General features: G+C 52.7%; 18 protein-coding genes. 6 read left to right on the top strand and 12 right to left on the bottom strand.

What is annotated here, in order from left to right; translation table 11 throughout:
• Window positions 1-374: 374 nt before the first annotated feature.
• The 12 genes from P1P89_18440 to P1P89_18385 all read right to left on the bottom strand — a co-directional run bounded on the left by P1P89_18440 (window position 375) and on the right by P1P89_18385 (window position 10,390).
• Entirely contained in the window at window positions 375-743 is a 369-nt protein-coding gene (locus P1P89_18440; GenBank protein ID MDF1593492.1) for an FMN-binding protein, read from the bottom strand.
• 49 nt (window positions 744-792) lie between these two features.
• A complete protein-coding gene (locus tag P1P89_18435; protein ID MDF1593491.1) occupies window positions 793-2,319 on the bottom strand; it encodes a polyketide synthase dehydratase domain-containing protein in 1,527 nt (508 codons plus the stop codon).
• The gene (locus P1P89_18430) at window positions 2,298-2,777 is read right to left on the bottom strand and encodes an acyl-CoA thioesterase (protein ID MDF1593490.1); all 480 of its coding nucleotides are present in this window, start codon (window positions 2,775-2,777) and stop codon (window positions 2,298-2,300) included. Before P1P89_18430 ends, P1P89_18435 begins: the two co-directional genes overlap by 22 nt.
• Window position 2,778: 1 nt before the next feature.
• The gene (locus P1P89_18425; GenBank protein ID MDF1593489.1) at window positions 2,779-4,044 is read right to left on the bottom strand and encodes a beta-ketoacyl-[acyl-carrier-protein] synthase family protein; all 1,266 of its coding nucleotides are present in this window, start codon (window positions 4,042-4,044) and stop codon (window positions 2,779-2,781) included.
• A gap of 188 nt (window positions 4,045-4,232) precedes the next feature.
• On the bottom strand, window positions 4,233-5,483 hold the full coding sequence (locus P1P89_18420) for a beta-ketoacyl-[acyl-carrier-protein] synthase family protein (protein ID MDF1593488.1): 1,251 nt from the start codon (window positions 5,481-5,483) through the stop codon (window positions 4,233-4,235).
• A 288-nt stretch (window positions 5,484-5,771) separates the two neighbouring features.
• Entirely contained in the window at window positions 5,772-6,770 is a 999-nt protein-coding gene (locus tag P1P89_18415; GenBank protein ID MDF1593487.1) for a 4Fe-4S cluster-binding domain-containing protein, read from the bottom strand.
• 29 nt (window positions 6,771-6,799) lie between these two features.
• The gene (locus P1P89_18410; GenBank protein MDF1593486.1) at window positions 6,800-7,900 is read right to left on the bottom strand and encodes a radical SAM protein; all 1,101 of its coding nucleotides are present in this window, start codon (window positions 7,898-7,900) and stop codon (window positions 6,800-6,802) included.
• A gap of 11 nt (window positions 7,901-7,911) precedes the next feature.
• Window positions 7,912-8,199 (bottom strand): phosphopantetheine-binding protein, encoded by a 288-nt coding sequence (locus tag P1P89_18405; protein ID MDF1593485.1) that lies wholly within the window; start codon window positions 8,197-8,199, stop codon window positions 7,912-7,914.
• An 18-nt stretch (window positions 8,200-8,217) separates the two neighbouring features.
• The gene (locus tag P1P89_18400; GenBank protein ID MDF1593484.1) at window positions 8,218-8,565 is read right to left on the bottom strand and encodes a hypothetical protein; all 348 of its coding nucleotides are present in this window, start codon (window positions 8,563-8,565) and stop codon (window positions 8,218-8,220) included.
• Window positions 8,566-8,592: 27 nt separating this feature from the next.
• Window positions 8,593-9,936 carry a lipid biosynthesis B12-binding/radical SAM protein gene (locus tag P1P89_18395; GenBank protein ID MDF1593483.1) on the bottom strand — a complete coding sequence of 448 codons (1,344 nt, stop codon included), beginning with the start codon at window positions 9,934-9,936 and terminating at the stop codon, window positions 8,593-8,595.
• Between the two features lie 69 nt (window positions 9,937-10,005).
• Window positions 10,006-10,272: a phosphopantetheine-binding protein gene (locus tag P1P89_18390; protein ID MDF1593482.1), complete on the bottom strand. Its 267-nt coding sequence runs from the start codon at window positions 10,270-10,272 to the stop codon at window positions 10,006-10,008.
• Window positions 10,253-10,390 carry a hypothetical protein gene (locus P1P89_18385; GenBank protein MDF1593481.1) on the bottom strand — a complete coding sequence of 46 codons (138 nt, stop codon included), beginning with the start codon at window positions 10,388-10,390 and terminating at the stop codon, window positions 10,253-10,255. Before P1P89_18385 ends, P1P89_18390 begins: the two co-directional genes overlap by 20 nt.
• A 120-nt stretch (window positions 10,391-10,510) precedes the next feature.
• Between P1P89_18385 and P1P89_18380 the strand changes: the two genes are divergently transcribed.
• The 6 genes from P1P89_18380 to P1P89_18355 all read left to right on the top strand — a co-directional run bounded on the left by P1P89_18380 (window position 10,511) and on the right by P1P89_18355 (window position 16,016).
• Window positions 10,511-10,939: a hypothetical protein gene (locus tag P1P89_18380; protein MDF1593480.1), complete on the top strand. Its 429-nt coding sequence runs from the start codon at window positions 10,511-10,513 to the stop codon at window positions 10,937-10,939.
• A 242-nt stretch (window positions 10,940-11,181) separates the two neighbouring features.
• Window positions 11,182-11,919: a 3-oxoacyl-ACP reductase FabG gene (gene fabG / locus P1P89_18375; protein ID MDF1593479.1), complete on the top strand. Its 738-nt coding sequence runs from the start codon at window positions 11,182-11,184 to the stop codon at window positions 11,917-11,919.
• Between the two features lie 350 nt (window positions 11,920-12,269).
• A complete protein-coding gene (locus P1P89_18370; GenBank protein MDF1593478.1) occupies window positions 12,270-13,415 on the top strand; it encodes an ATP-binding protein in 1,146 nt (381 codons plus the stop codon).
• A gap of 247 nt (window positions 13,416-13,662) precedes the next feature.
• A complete protein-coding gene (locus P1P89_18365; GenBank protein MDF1593477.1) occupies window positions 13,663-13,941 on the top strand; it encodes a type II toxin-antitoxin system Phd/YefM family antitoxin in 279 nt (92 codons plus the stop codon).
• Window positions 13,910-14,218, top strand: coding sequence for a Txe/YoeB family addiction module toxin (locus P1P89_18360; protein ID MDF1593476.1), 309 nt, complete (start codon window positions 13,910-13,912; stop codon window positions 14,216-14,218). The genes P1P89_18365 and P1P89_18360 overlap by 32 nt, the downstream gene beginning before the upstream one ends.
• Window positions 14,219-15,032: 814 nt before the next feature.
• The gene (locus tag P1P89_18355) at window positions 15,033-16,016 is read left to right on the top strand and encodes an SLC13 family permease (GenBank protein ID MDF1593475.1); all 984 of its coding nucleotides are present in this window, start codon (window positions 15,033-15,035) and stop codon (window positions 16,014-16,016) included.
• Window positions 16,017-16,188 lie beyond the last annotated feature (172 nt).

The following is a 16,188-nucleotide window of genomic DNA, read 5'->3' as shown; positions in this document are numbered from 1 at the left end:
TGTGTCGCGCCAAATGATTATTGGAGGTAACCCTCTACATATAGTGGGCGGTTGAGTTAACTGCATACCCAGTTTTTTTATATTTTATTTATTAGTTCTCATCTGGATTTTTCAATTTTGACCTGAGATTATCATGAATATGATAGCATCTTAATGATATGTTTACCCCATCACCGATTTCCTGTACCCCATAAAATAGAAGATTTGGAATCGGTATCATCCGTGATATCTTACCGGTTATTCAGCATATCAACCCGCATCAAAACCGGTGATTAGTATGACATGCCTCAAATTTTATAATAGCCTGATTGTTGATTATAAACACCTTGGGAGTCAAACAATGCGTAAAATCCGGGAGTCTGAAAAATTCCACACTACCAAGGGGGATTATTGGGGGAATAGGCTTTTTCGACGGCATTCTGAACCGCGTTCATGATTACGCGGCTGCTGTTGGTTGCGCCGCTGACCGCATCGACGTTGGTGGATTGCGTCGCGATGATTCTTTCCATAATGGGCTGTTCAGCCTTCCGGCCCCTCCAAGCCTGGTGCGCTACCACTTTAATGCTGCTGATCTTTCCTTCTGCGATGGACACCCGGACCACCGCCTTGTTGGGTCCGCCCCGGTAGCTGCCTTCATAGATGCCGTCCTTTAGCAGCGCCGGGTTTATGGCGCTTTCAGGCGGAGGGGTCATGGCGCAGCTCAGGAAAAGCAAGCAGCCTAAGAAGAGGCGCAGCACCGTCATATGGAACACTCCCATAGCACAATGTTATGGTTATGATTTTTCATCTCTTTTAAGGCAGACAAGCCAGGGTAAAAATATGCTTTTCAACCGTATCGTGAAAGGCTGAAAATGTCTCCGCAGAATCGATTTGAAACCGGCTTTTGTACCGGCCGACCCGCTTTACCGCAACCCGCTGCCAGGCTTCGGCCAGGTTCAGATCCAGGGCTTTGGCGACCGCTTCTTTGATGGACCAGATCCTGATGGCGGCTTCCACCGCCCCCAGCCTGGAGGCCTGGACCAGCTGCCTCTCCGGCTCGTCCATGAACAGGTCCTGGGACCGCAGGACCCGCGCCGATATTTTTTCCACATCGATCCCGACCCGTTCATCGGACACCACCGCAATGACAAAACGATCGTCATGGGATACGGAACAGTCGACCGCTGCCGCCGTGCCGATTTGCCGGCAGCAGGGACGGCTTAAATCCGGGCAAAGCGTGTCGATGTCCCCGGCCGGCGTTTGAAAATCATTACCGGAAAGGCGCCGGCTGATCCGTTTGCAGGCCAGCCGGGCGGCCAGAAAGCTTTGCCTGCGTTTCATTCCCATGGGTTGGAAGCGTTTTATTTCAGAACCGGAAAGCGCCTTGTCTGCAAAGGGGGGCAGCGTTTTTATTTCTGCTACCGAAAGTTCGCGGCAATTAGGCCGGATGTTTTGGAAAAGACAGCCCTTCCCGGCTTTTTTTATCCATGGGGGCGGCGTCACCCGTCCCGCGCTCACATCCCGCATGAGAACGCCGCTGACGCTTTCACAAAGCTCCCCCTCAGTGTCGTATATCCAGATATTAAAAATCAGCGGATTTGAATCCGCCTTTGCCGGCGCAACCCTTCCAAAATATGCGCAGCCGGGAAGCGTGGGATGATACACGTTGCGACGCCCAAACCCCACCGGAAAAGCGACGGTGTCCTTATAACATTGCGCCCAGACGCAGGCGGCATGAAAGGCGGCATCCAGGGGAAACGGTGAGCCCAGACTCCGGCCGTCTCGAGGCCCGTCAGGGTCGTCCGGCGCTTTAATTTGGGCAATGGCGCCGTTTTCAGAAATATAGAGCGGAGCAATGATATTCCGATAGCAAGGACCGAAGGGAACCAGGTCCCGATAGATCTTCTCCGGTGAAACCTCAACACAGGTCCCCTCCAGAAAAGCAGGCATGTCTATAGGGGGCAATGTATGGCCGTCCCGTTTTCGGGGAAAGAGAACAGCGGCATGAACCATGGATCGGGTAATGCCGGACTTTCCGGATTTCGTTTTGGTCAGCAGCAGGGCCCGGACATCGCCGCCGGTATACATTTCAAGTTCCGCAAAAGCGTCTATTTTAGGACTTCCGGCGGGTATATGAAGAAATTTTTCAAACCGGGCCTGGTTCATGGTTGCGGCCGACAGCTCCGGCCTAAAGTTGTTGACGGCTTTTGCCAGGATCTGCATGGCTTCAACCGCGGGCAACACCGCTTTTCCTTCAATATGATGATCAAAATAATGGGGGGCTACAGGAATTTCAACCGGCAACCGTATTGAATCGACTATTGGGGGAATACCTTCCATAAACGGACCGTTTTTTCATCCACTTCCACCGGGATGCCGGCGGCATTCACCGCGCAATGGCGGGTAAATCCCTTGCAGACAATTTTCCGGCTGGATTCATCGGTAATGATGTAATCAAAACGGAGTCGCACCCGCTCGAGCTCGGCCGGCCGGGTATGGATGCGGATGGCGTCGTCGTAATAAAGCGGCGTGTAATAAGTGATGCCGATTTGTATCACCGGATAGACATAGCCGCTCTCTTCGATTTCGCGATAAGGATACGCCGTATCACGCATCAAAGTAGCCCGGCCGAACTCGAAATAACGCAAATAATTGGCATGATACACAACCTTTGAGCGGTCGGTATCAGCGTAAAGCGTCCGGTAGTGGCAGAGGTGCCATACCAGGCCGTCGGTCTGATTCCGCACATAGCGGTGATCGCTGTCAATGGTTTCGGAAACAAACGGTTCCGGTTTCACGCTACACCCCTTTAAATACGATACAGCAGTTGGTGCCGCCGAACCCGAAGGCATTGGACAGAAAGAACTCGAAATTCTGCCGCCGGACGGTGTTGGGCACCACGTCGATATCTGCAAATCCAGGATCCTGAATATGGTTGATTGTCGGCAGAATCAGCCCCTGTTGCATTCCTTCGATACTCAGGGCAGCCTCAATGGCGGCCGAAGCGCCCAGGGTGTGACCGATCTGGGACTTGTTCGAAGACACCGGCGTTTGTGAAAGACGTTTCCCGAAAACATCCCGCAGACAGCGAATTTCAGTTGCGTCTCCTTTGGGGGTCGATGTCCCGTGCGCATTTACGTATTGAATATCGGCCGGCTCGATTTCAGCATCATCAATAGCCGCATTAATGGCCCGGGTAATGGTCTGGGGGTTCGGCAGGGTGATATGATGGGCATCCGATGTCCAGCCCACCCCCAGCACTTCGGCTTTCGGGATCAACCCGTAAACCGACAGCATCTCCTCAGCAGCCAAGACAACAACGCCGGCGCCTTCGGAAAGCACAATTCCCCTGCGATCGATGCTGAAGGGCCGCGACGCCTGGGTCGGGTCCTGATGGGCGCGGTCCCGCGGCCCTACGCTGATGGTCGCCAGCATGTTGGCAAAACCCTGGATAATTTCCGGGATCAGGCAGGTGTCGACGCCGCCGGCCAGAACAAAGTCGCAATCCCCGTCCCTGATCATGCGGGCGCCGATCCCCATGGCATGATTGCCGGAGGCACAGGCCCCTTGGGGTGAAAAAATCGGTCCTGTAAACCCAAGCAGCATGCCGGCCTTTCCGGCCGGCAGGTTGGCGCATAGATTGGGCAGCAGGTAGGGACTGACCTTGAGCGGACCCCGGTTCACATAATTGTCCATGGCAATGCGAAAAGAATCGGTTCCATTCAAGGCCGAACCGATCAGGCAGGCAGTTCGGGGACCCGTGTCGGCGTCCATCTCAAGGCCGGAGTTGATGAGCGCTTCCTTGCAGACCGCCATGGTCAGGAACACATAGTCCGCGTTCCAGTTGTGGGCTTCCTTACGATCCATGAAGTCCAGCGTCATGGGATCCCAGTCCGGGATCTCGCCGACGATATTAAAGCGTAAATCCGCCTGGCATCGCGTCAGCCGCCTGAACCCGGCCTCGCCTTTAACCGCCCGCTCCCATGTGCCGGCAAAGGTTTTTCCCAGCGGCGTGGCCGCGCCGTATCCCACCACAAATACCCGTCTGTTTTTGGGTGCTTTCATTCGTTACTCTTAACTGGGTGCCTGAAAAAAATCCCCCTTGCCCCCTTTAATAAAGGGGGAATCCCGTCTTGGCGAGGCTCCGTCCGGCACCATAGCCCGGGCTTTGAACGGCGACGCCTCCCTTTTAAAAAGGGAGGCCGTGAGGGATTTTAAATCGTTGTCTTATTTATCAAATTCCATACTAAGTCTCACGCAATCCGCCGAAATGCAACACATGAATTGCATCCCCCGAACCCGAACGCGTTTTTCAAAACAAATTCCTGCTCCAGCCGGCGCGCCCCCTCCGCCACACAGTCAATGGGCAGTTCCGGATCGGGGGTGTAATTAATGGTCGGCAGCACCCGGCCGCTGCGCATCCCTTCCAGGGCAAAGATCGACTCGATGGCGCTGGACGCCCCCATGGCATGCCCGATGAGGGACTTGTTGGCCGACACCGGCGGCAGCTTATCCTTAAAGACCGCTTGCAGGGCCTGGTATTCAATGCTGTCGCCGGTTTTCGTGGACGCGGCATGGGCGTTGACGGCGTCGATATCCGCCGGGGACACCCCGGCGCTGTCGATGCATTCCTTCATACAGCGCGCCACGGTCTCCAGGTTGGGCGCGACAAAGTGATGGGCGTCCGATGTCATCCCCCATCCGGCGACCTCAAAAAGATAAGGCAGCCCGTGGGCGTCGGCAAATTCCCGGGTTGCAATAACGATGGCGCCGGCGCCTTCGGAAACCACAAACCCCCTGCGGTCAACTGAAAAGGGACGGCTGGCCCTTTGCGCCAGTTCCTTCTTTTTGTCCGGGACGGAACTGTATGCCCCGCCCATGGTCACAAACCCGGCCAGAATCGGTTCCACCAGGGCGAAATCAACAGCTCCGCAGATGGCCACATCCGCCCGGCCTTGCTCCAGAAGCAGTGATCCGATAATAATAGATGTCACCCCGGTGGCGCAGGCCGTAATGGTCGAAGTGATCGGCCCGGTCGCTTTTGTTAATATCGATATTTTGCCCCCCACCATATTAATACAGGAATTGGGGTTTACATAGGGGGGCGGCCATTTGCCTTCCGCCAGCATGCGCCGGTCCGCTTTTAAAACAGCATCCAGTCCGCCCACCGCCGAACTGAAGGTAATCGCAACCCGGGGGGATATCTCCGGCGTAATCTCGATGCCGCTCTTTAGGAGCGCCCGGTGAACCACCAGCATGCCATATTTGAAAATGGGAGAGGGCCAGAGCGCCAGGCTGCGCGGGCTTAAAAAGGGATACGGCCCGGTATCGACCTCCGCCACCTGGCCGGCGATATGGACAGGAAAATCATCCGCCAGGGGAAACCGTGTGAGTTTTCCGACACCGCTCTCGCCCCTCAGCGCTTTTTCCCACTGGAGATCCAGCCGGGTCCCCAGCGGCGAAACCGCATCATATCCCAAAACCACGGTTTTTTGAGATTCCATATAAAACCTAATAATGCTGATAGCTTATAGTTCAGAGCGTGCGCCCTGTTTGGGTGACAATAAACGGTTGCATCCAAAAAATCAAGGTATATGGCGAGGGAATTGCACGGCGGCTGGATGGAAATGAAGACAGGCTATGAAGCCGGGAAGCTGGGAGGCTGGAAAGCTCAAAAGAAAGTTCCCCGGCATCCTGGCATCCAAGCATCCCCGCTTTCAGGCTAAACGCGTAGCGTTTTAGAACCTTGGCCCCTGTGCCTTTTGCCGGTGATTAGAAGCTGCTTCTACATTCTACCATGGAATGAACTGATACAGCTTGGCAAACATCTCGTAGACTTCAATCCAGTTCTGGAGGTCTTTGGTGGTGCGGATGTGCATGCGCTTGTTTACCATGACCCAGCTCATATGGGCGGCGCCGTCCTTGCAGGTAGAGCAGTCCCTGGTTATTGACGTGCAGCAGCGATGCATCGTTTCCAGATCCGAAGCCCAGCGGATGAACTCGATCAGGCGTTTGGGGCGGGGATTGCGGTGGTCCATCGGCTCGGTAACGGAAGGGCATTCGTTCCAGCCGAAGGAGCGGTTGAACATCTTTCCGGTGGTGATGATCTTATGATAATATTTCGACGAAATGACGGTCTGGGGATAGCTGTCCAGGATCTCATCCATTTCAAGGCGTATGGCCGCCAGCTCTTCGGGTTTCCAGCTGAAACCGTCCACCCCTTCATCGTTTGAAAGCAGCTGCATGTGGACCTTGAGGCCGACATCCTTTATTTTTTTGACAATCCGATCGATCTTTCCGATCTGGTTCGGCGTCAGCGTGTAGAGATAATAAACATGCGGATCGCCGGCATAATGTTTGCTGGAAATGCTGAAGGCGTCTTTGCCCCGCAATGTTTTTTCATCCTTTTCATCGCCCCACAGGGAGATGCCCAGCATCATATCCGGAAACCGGTCCCGGGGAACCTTGATGAGGCCGTTGGTGGCGCAGAATGTCGGCAACCGTCTGTAAAAGGCTTCCACCCGGTCCAGGCATAGCGTCGGCTCGCCGCCGATCAGGATGGCCAGGTTGACCCCGCGCTCTTTTTCGCGATCGATAAAGGCTTCCCATTTTTTCGTATCGGTTTCCTCGGAAGCGGCCTGATCTTCACCGGATGAAAAAAAGAAGCACCCCTTGCAGCGCAAATTGCATCGGTTGGTGACGTCATAGATTGAACTGCGGATGTTGAGCTTGGAAATTCGTTTATAGCGCTCATGCCATTCCGGATCCAGCAGTGAACTCACGGTCTTCATCTAAACAACTCCTTATCGAACCTTGCGCCTCAAAAAATTTCATTCTCCGGCGGCGCCGCCATTCGGTCGGAAAGGTTGGCGCCCTTGTGATAGTCCATCACCCAGACAGACAGGTATGTATCCACATAATCCAGCCAGGACTTGAACGTTTGGGGATCGCCGGCATGACGAAACATCCGCGCCGTAACCACCGCACTGCCGGCGGCATAATGGCGGCAATCGTCGCAGTCGGTATCCGGAACACAGCAGGCCGCAGCCCTGTCCCAATTCAGATCGGTGCGGTACTGCCGAAATGACCGCCCCAGGCCGATATCGGTGGAGGCATTCCTGCGCGGATAGGAACAGCCGTAGAGATCATGCAGTCCTTTCCGATGGGTGTGGGCCACGGCGTTATAGGGCGAAAACAGCACGTTTCCGGGATATGCCGTTAAAAGGTCCATCATGGCCTTGCGGGTCTCCCCGAGCGTTTCAGGTGTATGGCGCAAATCGCCGCGATATCCCACCGGTGCCGAAAACACGTTAAACGTCAGTTTGCAGCCATGTTCGGCCAGGATCGCGGCCACTTCATGGACCTGATCGATATTGTTGCTGGTAAAGGTGTATACGAAAACCGCCCTTGGGTCGCCGCGGTAGTTTTCGATCTGCCGGATCAGCATGTTTTTGGCGCTGCGGACCCTGGCGCTGGTGTCATCATTGCCCCAGACTGAAATATGTATTTTAAAGTTGATGTCCGCCGGGATGGCCTTCAGGCCGTTGGTGGCGATGGATCCCAGCGGAAATTCCTTGAAACAGATCCTGCAAAGATCGGGGGCAAGGGACGGCTCCGCCCCCGCCAGAACGACATAGGTGATGCCCCGGGCTTTTTCAGCCTGCATGAGCCTGCGCCAGCTATCCGGGTTCTTGTTTTCAGCGGCAAACTGTTTGTCCCCCTCGTAATAATAGCAGCCTTCGCAGCGGATGTTGCAGCGGTTGGACATGTCATAGGTGGATTCCCGCAGAAAAAAATATTTTCTGACCTTCTCCCACCGCTCCCGGACGCCCCGTTCGGCCAGAATTTCAGAAAATTTCCACTCTTTCCTGAAACTGTTTGTTTCTTTACCGGTCTGATTGCCGGAAATACGGCTCATCATCTTCTCCGATCCTAATTGGCCGCGGCCACCGACTTTTCGCTCAGCTTTTGTTCGATATACTCGGCAATCAATCGCACATTGGTCAGTTTGGGATAATCGTCTTCCTCGATTCGAATCGCATAGTGGTCCCGCAAGACCAGCGCAACCGTTGCCAGGTCCATGCTGTCAATTCCGATTTCATCAACCAGATCAATGTCGGGGTCGAACCCTTCCGGGGTGATGTCTTCGAGTTTGAGCTCATCGATCATGACACGGGCAACATGCAGAATGATTTCTTCGATATTCGTTTTCATGGGCATTCTTTACCATCTCCTTTATCACATTGATACAACCGTCATTACCCCGCTGCAGGCCAGTTCCGCGTTCACCTGAATGCGGAAGTCATAGGCCCCCGCACTCTCTTTCCGGGCTTTAACCGTAAGGTGCAGGGGATCGTCCGGTCTGATAATCTGCTTGAACCGGACCCGCCGGATGCCGGTTATTTTAAAATTCCGCCCCTCCTTCCGGTTGACGGCGTCAAACACCATCCCCAGCTGGGCAATTCCCGGCAGAATCGGTTCTCCCGGGAAATGGCCGGAAAACCAGTTGGATTCCGGCGGCACCTGGATATCCAGAGATATTTCCCCCGGATCGGAATCGTGAACGCTTTTTATAACATACCACATCTTAAATATTCAACCATTTGTAAGGTCTCAAATCAGACGTTCCCACAGCGGTCCCGTATGCCCATGCTGGTAAAGTTTTGTTATCATCTTGGCAGTGTCCGGATCTCCGGCCCCGACCAGCCAGTTGGGACGGCTCTGGGCCAATTCCGACACGCGTCCGATGATCTCGTCCGACCCGATCCCCGCCGCATGGTAGAAAACCGGTTCCAGCAGGCTGTCGGTTTCAAAGATCTGTCCCTCCTTTACCGCAATTCTAAACAATGGCGTATGGGGATAGATGCGTACGCCGCAAAAGAGTATAATAACGGTCCTGTCAAGCTTGTCAATATTTTGGAGCGTTTTGTCAAGGCTTTCCCGATTTTCCCCGGGACCCCCCAGCAGCAGGTAATGGGCCACATACAACCCCGCATCCACAGCCGCCCGGTGTGCGGCCATGACATGGCTGACCTTAAACGGCTTTTGATAAGACGTTAAGACACGATCCGAAAGGGACTCGGTCCCGAATTCCACATGGGTCAGGCCGCTGTCCGCTAAAATCTTATAGTAATCCGGCGGCGGGTTGAGCGGGGCGAAAAAAGCGCCCCAGGGAATCGTCACGCCGGCCTTTTTAAGCGCTCGGGCAACTGCGATATTGTGCTCGCCGTCGGAATTAAACACCGCGTCGGTCATGTACAGGTATTTGGCCCCGGCCGATTCCAGGCGCCTGGCGGTTTCTGCAACCGCCGCCGGGTCCACCAGCCGCAACCGGCGGCCCTCAATATGCGGATAGGTGCAATAGATGCAGTTGAAGTGGCAGCCCCGTTTGGTCTGCAGGTTTAACATCCCCCCGTTCTTAAGGTAATACGCCAGATACTCGGTTTGATGATTGAATTTTCGAACAATGTTTTGTTCCCAGGGGGCGGGCATGGGTCCGGGGGCTTCCCGGGTGATGATACCCGGAATGCCGGAAACATCCTGATGGTTTTCGATGGCCTCGATCAACCCGGCGATACGCTCCCCTTCACCCATAACCCCGTAATCGGCATCCAGCGCCTTCATCATTTCATCGGGAAAAATCGTCAAGCCGCTCCCCCCTAAAATGACAACGGCGTCTGAATTTTTTCGGATGGTCTCTGTAAGGGTGCGGTAAGACCCGACAAATCCCTTCGGATTGGTGGTGTCCGTTGTGTCGACATTTCGCAAAGAAATTCCGATGATATCCGGTGAAAACTGCCGGATCTCATCCGCCAGCCTTTCCCCGTTATGCGTATGGATATCTGCAATCCGGACCTCATGGGTATCCGGTATAGCGCCGGCAACGTAGTCCAGTCCCAGGGGATAAACCGGGTAGGGGTCCGTTAACGTATTTGCAGAAATAAGCAGTATTTTCATTTGGATATAGCTAAGTGGCAGGGGGGTGATGGCTTAAGAAAAACTTTTCAGGACGGAAATAGCTGCCGGTCACGCGGTGACCACTTTCGAGTTTTTATGAACATATTCCGCCAGGGTCCGAATGGATGCAAACACTTTTGCCCCCAGCTCCCTGTTATCGATTTTTACGCCGTAGTCCTTTTCAATCATGATAACCAGCTCTAAAACATCGATGGAATCAATGTCGAGATTTCCACCCACCAGCTGACCGTCATCGGAGATATCATCCGGGCTCACATCCATCAGGTTCAGCACCTCAATAATTTTGACTTTCAGCTCATTCAGCAACTTGTTCATTATACTCCCTGTCCGGCACATTAATGAAATATTCTGCAATCCCGCCCCGGCGGGTCGGGATGCCCAGTCGAAGGCGAATAAACGGGGCTGCTTTCCCGCCGCCGCCGCTATCGCTCATATATCTTTACACCCATACCGAATTATAGTACAGGTTCCCAAAAGTTAACTGATTTGATTATACTTTTTTTCAACTGTTTTCAACTGTTTTTTTAACCCCGCGGAAAAAGGCTGAATCATAATGAAGCGGTCGGATATCACCCCTGAAGCCCTTATACCGCATCGCGGCCGGATGAAACTGGTTGATGGAATTATAGAAGTGGACGATAAAAGGGCCGTCACCTCCGCGACGGTAACGGGCCAATGGCCTCTTTTTAAAGACAAAACCGTCCATTCGCTGGTCTGCATCGAGCTGGTGGCCCAGACCGCGGGCGTGAGCAACTGCTGGAACGGCATAAACAAACACGGCAAAGACTTTGTCAACCGGGGGTGGCTGGTGGGGATCAAATCCGCTGTTTTCCACCTTGATGCCATACCGCTGGATGCCCGGGTCATTACCCGCACCGAGAACCAGTTTGAATATGAAGGCTACCGGGAAATCCTGGGGACGGTTGAAACCGGGTCAAAATTGATTGCCGAGGTCCGGCTGCAGTTAATGCAGTCTGAGTAAATATCCAATCCCGGAGAGCCAACTTTGGTTATTCCCAGAGGGGATTTGCTTTGGTGGAATTTCATTCCCGTGTTTAAATTACAAATGTCAAATTCCAAATATCAAACAAATTCCAATAACCAAAATTTAAACAATGTTTCGTCCTAAAAAGTTTTGATCATTGAGCATTGGATTTGAAATTTATTTGTAATTTGATACTTGGAATTTGTTTTTTTTAAAACAAATTTAGGAGACGACCCCCAATGAATATCAATCGTACGGAAAAAATCGCTATTGTTACCGGCGCCAGCAAGGGCATCGGGCGCGCCATCAGCCTGGAACTCGCCCGGAACGGCTATCACGTGGTCATCAATTACCGCTCCGATGAAAAGGGCGCCGTTGAAACCCGCGAAAAGATAAAACAGGAAGGCGGCGACGGCAGCATCATGCAGTTTGACGTGGCCGACCATCAGGCGGCCCAGGCCGCCGTCGAAGCGGTCCTGAAAAGTTTTGAAGCCATCGACGTGCTGGTCAACAACGCCGGCATCACCGCCGACGGCCTGTTCGTATTGATGCCGCGCCGGGACTGGAAATCCGTCATCGATGTCAGCCTGAACGGATTCTACAACATGACCAAACCCGTCCTTGAAAAAATGGTCGTTCAGAAACGCGGCGCCATCGTGTCCATCGCATCGGTATCAGGGCTCATCGGACACAGGGGCCAGGCCAACTATTCAGCGGCCAAGGCCGGCCTGATCGGCGCCAGCCGCGTGGTGGCATCCGAAGTGGCCCGTCTCGGCATCCGGGTCAATGTGGTGGCGCCGGGACTCATCGAAACCGACATGTTAAAGGATGCCCCCGTCGGCAACCTGAAAACCCTGATCCCCATGGCCCGCATCGGCAAACCCGAGGAAGTCGCCAAGGTAGTCAAATTTCTCTGCTCCGAAGATGCCTCCTATATTACCGGCCAGGTCATCTCGGTCAACGGCGGGATGGTTTAGACCAGGAGCCAAAGGTTCCGGGGGTCCAGGGTTCAGGTGAAATAACGAATTGCCCAGAAATTCCCCGGGTAAAATCGACAAACTGGTCCTGAAAAGAAAGCTGCATGAATAAAACCCCGTTTCTCAAACCGGCATATGGGGTTTTGTGTTTTCAGGAGCAATGTACGGGCAATACCAGTCAATTCGTCCAATTTGCCAACAACATACCAATTTTATCTGATTATTTGTCAGACGGATGTATACCGATAATCCAATGAACGTAAATATAGTCCTTCCGGAAAATATCAATCTACCTTGAAATATCAAAGTTATAACTTGATTTTTCAAGGAAGATCGTTTAGGCTGCGATCATGAATTTTATCGACAGAAAAACGGACCGGGACACATTAACCAAGCTTATATCCCTATTTCCCGTCACGGCAATACTGGGCCCCCGGCAGTGCGGAAAAACGACGCTGGCGCGAACGCTTGCCGCTGATTCCTATTTCGATCTGGAAAATCCCCAGGATCTTGTCCGTCTGGAACAGCCCCAGCTCGCACTGGAAGACCTGACGGGACTCATCGTCATCGACGAGATCCAGCGATTGCCCGACCTTTTTCCGTTACTACGCTATCTGGTGGATCAAAAAAAAGATCGCAAATTCGTTATCCTGGGAAGCGCCTCTCGGGATCTGATTCGCCAGAGTTCGGAATCCCTGGCCGGGAGGATCGCCTATCTACAATTGGGAGGGTTTCGCCTCAGCGATATCGATCCCGGAGCCATCAAGACCCTGTGGTGGCGCGGGGGGCTGCCCCCTTCCTTTTTGACGGCGTCGGACGAGGAAAGCCTGATCTGGCGGAACCAATACGTGACGACCTTTCTTGAACGGGACATCCCCCAGTTGGGGATCACAATCCCCGCCCGGACGCTTCGCCGCTTCTGGACCATGCTGAGCCATTACCACGGCCATATCCTGAACTATGCGGAGCTGGGACGTTCCTTCGGCGTCTCCGACATGACCGTACGGAAATACTGCGATATCCTGGAAGGCACCTTCATGGTCCGCATCCTTCAGCCCTGGTATGTCAACATCGGAAAACGTCTGGTAAAGCGGCCGAAATTGTACCTGCGCGACTCCGGTTTGTTCCATGCATTGCAGTCCATTGAAACACCGGAACAACTGCACGCTTCGCCCCTGCTCGGCGCCTCCTGGGAAGGCTTTGCCCTGGATTGCGTTTGCCGGATCTTGGGAAAAGAAGATAGGGATTTCTATTTCTGGAATACCCACGCCGGCGCGGAACTCGATCTTTTCTGGCAGGCGCGTGGAAAAAGCTGGGGGGTAGAATTCAAGTATGAAGACGCCCCCCGATTGACCCGATCCATGAAGACGGCAGTTGAAGATCTTAAACTGGAGCAAGTGTGGGTCGTCTACCCGGGAAAGGCGGCCTATCGCCTCACCGAAAAGATCCAGGTGATCCCCCTTGCAGACGTCCGCGACACCTGGAAATACGGATAACGGAGACCATGGCGGTACCATCGAACCGTGAACGCTGGCCTCATTAACATTACAATATCCATGACAATCGCCAAGTTAATGATACTTAAATTAAACATTTGAAAATTTTCATCGACCTTTTTAGTTTTTCAGGTGAAAGCTTCTGCTGCCAAGTGAGCCGCACGTTGGCGGGATGACAAAAAACGAGCTTATTGACATATTGGAACAAGGCATGTACAGTATATCTGTACATAAAAAGGAGGCCAATATGGCAATACAGACGACCTACACAAATGCCCGCGCCCGCCTGGCGTCATTAATTGATGAAGTCATAAAAAATCGGGAAATTGTGATCATTCAAAGACGCGGCAACGAGGATGTCGCCATGATAGCTGCTGAGGAATTATCCGGCATACTTGAGACGGCACATCTGCTTCGATCCCCTGCCAATGCGGAACGGCTGAACCGCACGCTTGAACGGGTAAGAAAACAAGAGGGATCAACCCAGGCCATCGATGCGCTTCGTCGAGAGGTCGGCCTTGATTGACCAATCTGGATCTAAAAAGGGACGGGAAGCCGTATTTCAGCCGGAATTTAGAGAGGACTTGCGATACTGGGTAGAAACTGATCGTAGAACGGCCATCCGGATTTTCAAGCTAATTGAAGCTGTCATGCGAGATCCGTTTCAGGGGATTGGAAAACCGGAGCCTTTAAAATTTCTCGGCGCCGGGGCCTGGTCTCGCCGGATTACCCAGGAGCATAGATTGGTTTATATTGTTGGACATAACAGAGTAGATTTCGTGCAGTGCCGATACCACTATTAACTCCTACTGAAATTGCTCCCGCCAACATGCCGCTTGAGTGTAGCGCAAGAAAACCGCGGCTGCGCAGGCAATCTGTCTGCCCGCGCAATTCATACCCGATTTCTATATTGGCGCTCAGGCTGCTGTACTGGACATGGATTTAATCACTCGGGATGAGGGCCGGCATAGGACATATTTCCCTACCGTTAGGGTGATCTGTCCGGAGTGATTATATCGGTGCATCATCGAACATCACAATATCCTTGACAATCGCCATGTTAATGATACCTAAATTGCATATTTGATAGTTTTCGTCGACCTTAAACAAGGGAGAGAGGCTATATGGCTAATAAACCCCGTTTCTCAAATCGAGAGGCGGGGTTTTTGTGTTTTCAGTGAGGCTTGCGGACAATACCAAAGAGTTAGTACGGTTTGTCAACAACGTTTTACAGGAGATAATTCATGGGTACTTGTTTCGTTATGCAACCGTTTGATCAGGGAGTTTTTGACCAAAGATATGAAGATATAATTGCGCCAGCTATTTGTGATGCCATCACAACCACATACATGGTGGAATTCAGGAGACCTTGAACCATTTGCACTGGCATGAACATGATTCTGAAGAGCATGGTCATAAACATTGGCCGGACCTGCACCATCGACATGGTCATGAAGACTAAAAGGCAAGTTGAACGTTAGAAAAAGGGGACCAAGGAGGCGTTTCATAATCATTCCCAACAAAAATAATTCATCCTCTCTGTCCTCTGTGTCTCGATCTCTTTTCTGAAGAGATTAAAGAGCGAGAAGAAAATCGCAGAGATAAGTGGTAGCCAGCATGTGGCATTTTTTCCTTCCTGAGATTGAAAAGTGGATCACACTAATTGTTGTTGTGAGTGTCTTTGCCCTTATTCTTCACCGCAAAGTTCCGATTCACTATCTTTCACTCGGCGCAGCCGCTCTTCTCATTGCGTCCGGCGTCATCAGCCCGGCGACGGCCCTCCTTGATTCCGATAACGGGGTCAATTGGGATGTCCTGGCGATTTACTTCGGTTATGGCATGCTGGCGATGTCCCTGCGGGAAAGTCAACTGCCATCGGCCATCTCCAACTGGGTCCTGCCTAAATTGCGTCATGAAAAATATGCGCTGCTCTTCCTTTGTGCTTTAGCGGCATTTCTATCCTCTTTTATGGCAAATCCGGTGGTGGTCATCATGCTGGCACCGCTGGCTATTGAGATGGCGGAGCGATTGAAGTCGCCCCTTTTCCTTTACTTGGTGGGACTGGCGATTTCCTCCAATGTGGTAACGACTGTGAGCATGGTGGCAGATCCGCCTTCATTGATCCTGGCCATGCAGACGAATATGACCTTTCTGGATTTTTACTGGTTCCATAGCCGCCTCGGCCTGGGGACTCTCTCGGTGGTGGGCGTGCTGGCAGCCCTGTCGACATTGCTTTTTCAGTTCTGGCGCCTGAATAATACGGTGGATGTTATGGTACAACCGGTGAGGGTCGCTGCGAAATCCGTTATCCTGATTATTGTCGGATGCATGGGTTGTGTCGTGGCCATCATCCTGAATATCCTGGACTTGAATACAGCCGCCCTCCTCTTTCTTCTGGTTCTGGCTATTATAATCAGCGTTCTGCATGCGCTGTTTCCCGAACAAGTTGTCAATACTCCTGGTTATCTTCAGCTTTCCCTTGGACCTACCGCCATTTTCGTGCTAAGCGTTTTCGCCCTGGCGCTTGTGCCCAATGTCACTCTCGGATTTCTGAAATATCAGGGGTGGGTCGGTCTGGTACTGGTATCCTGGCTCTGTTGATGCTTGGGCGTAAGTGGATCGAAGGGGTCAAGGAGTTTGACTGGGCTTCCATCGCCTTTCTGATCGGCATTTTTATCGTAATCGGTTCGGTCAACTGCTACGTCTCGATTTAATTGACTCTGCAAGTCTCACAATAACCGACAAAGAGAAAGGCCGCCGGAAGCGAGGTTTA

The sequence above is a fragment of the Desulfobacterales bacterium genome, from assembly GCA_029211065.1.
Taxonomy (GTDB): domain Bacteria; phylum Desulfobacterota; class Desulfobacteria; order Desulfobacterales; family JARGFK01; genus JARGFK01.
The sequence above is the reverse complement of the archived record's forward strand: the minus strand, read 5'-3'. Positions and strand labels throughout refer to the sequence as shown.

Coding starts and splice junctions, on each gene's coding strand:
- P1P89_18395 (MDF1593483.1), bottom strand. CDS start 9,936: ATGAAAATACTGCTTATTTCTGCAAATACGTTAACGGACCCCTACCCG.
- P1P89_18400 (MDF1593484.1), bottom strand. CDS start 8,565: ATGTGGTATGTTATAAAAAGCGTTCACGATTCCGATCCGGGGGAAATA.
- P1P89_18360 (MDF1593476.1), top strand. CDS start 13,910: ATGCGCTTCGTCGAGAGGTCGGCCTTGATTGACCAATCTGGATCTAAA.
- P1P89_18365 (MDF1593477.1), top strand. CDS start 13,663: ATGGCAATACAGACGACCTACACAAATGCCCGCGCCCGCCTGGCGTCA.
- P1P89_18420 (MDF1593488.1), bottom strand. CDS start 5,483: ATGGAATCTCAAAAAACCGTGGTTTTGGGATATGATGCGGTTTCGCCG.
- P1P89_18405 (MDF1593485.1), bottom strand. CDS start 8,199: ATGCCCATGAAAACGAATATCGAAGAAATCATTCTGCATGTTGCCCGT.
- P1P89_18385 (MDF1593481.1), bottom strand. CDS start 10,390: ATGAGCGATAGCGGCGGCGGCGGGAAAGCAGCCCCGTTTATTCGCCTT.
- fabG (MDF1593479.1), top strand. CDS start 11,182: ATGAATATCAATCGTACGGAAAAAATCGCTATTGTTACCGGCGCCAGC.
- P1P89_18380 (MDF1593480.1), top strand. CDS start 10,511: ATGAAGCGGTCGGATATCACCCCTGAAGCCCTTATACCGCATCGCGGC.
- P1P89_18435 (MDF1593491.1), bottom strand. CDS start 2,319: ATGGAAGGTATTCCCCCAATAGTCGATTCAATACGGTTGCCGGTTGAA.
- P1P89_18370 (MDF1593478.1), top strand. CDS start 12,270: ATGAATTTTATCGACAGAAAAACGGACCGGGACACATTAACCAAGCTT.
- P1P89_18390 (MDF1593482.1), bottom strand. CDS start 10,272: ATGAACAAGTTGCTGAATGAGCTGAAAGTCAAAATTATTGAGGTGCTG.
- P1P89_18355 (MDF1593475.1), top strand. CDS start 15,033: ATGTGGCATTTTTTCCTTCCTGAGATTGAAAAGTGGATCACACTAATT.
- P1P89_18410 (MDF1593486.1), bottom strand. CDS start 7,900: ATGATGAGCCGTATTTCCGGCAATCAGACCGGTAAAGAAACAAACAGT.
- P1P89_18440 (MDF1593492.1), bottom strand. CDS start 743: ATGACGGTGCTGCGCCTCTTCTTAGGCTGCTTGCTTTTCCTGAGCTGC.
- P1P89_18415 (MDF1593487.1), bottom strand. CDS start 6,770: ATGAAGACCGTGAGTTCACTGCTGGATCCGGAATGGCATGAGCGCTAT.
- P1P89_18425 (MDF1593489.1), bottom strand. CDS start 4,044: ATGAAAGCACCCAAAAACAGACGGGTATTTGTGGTGGGATACGGCGCG.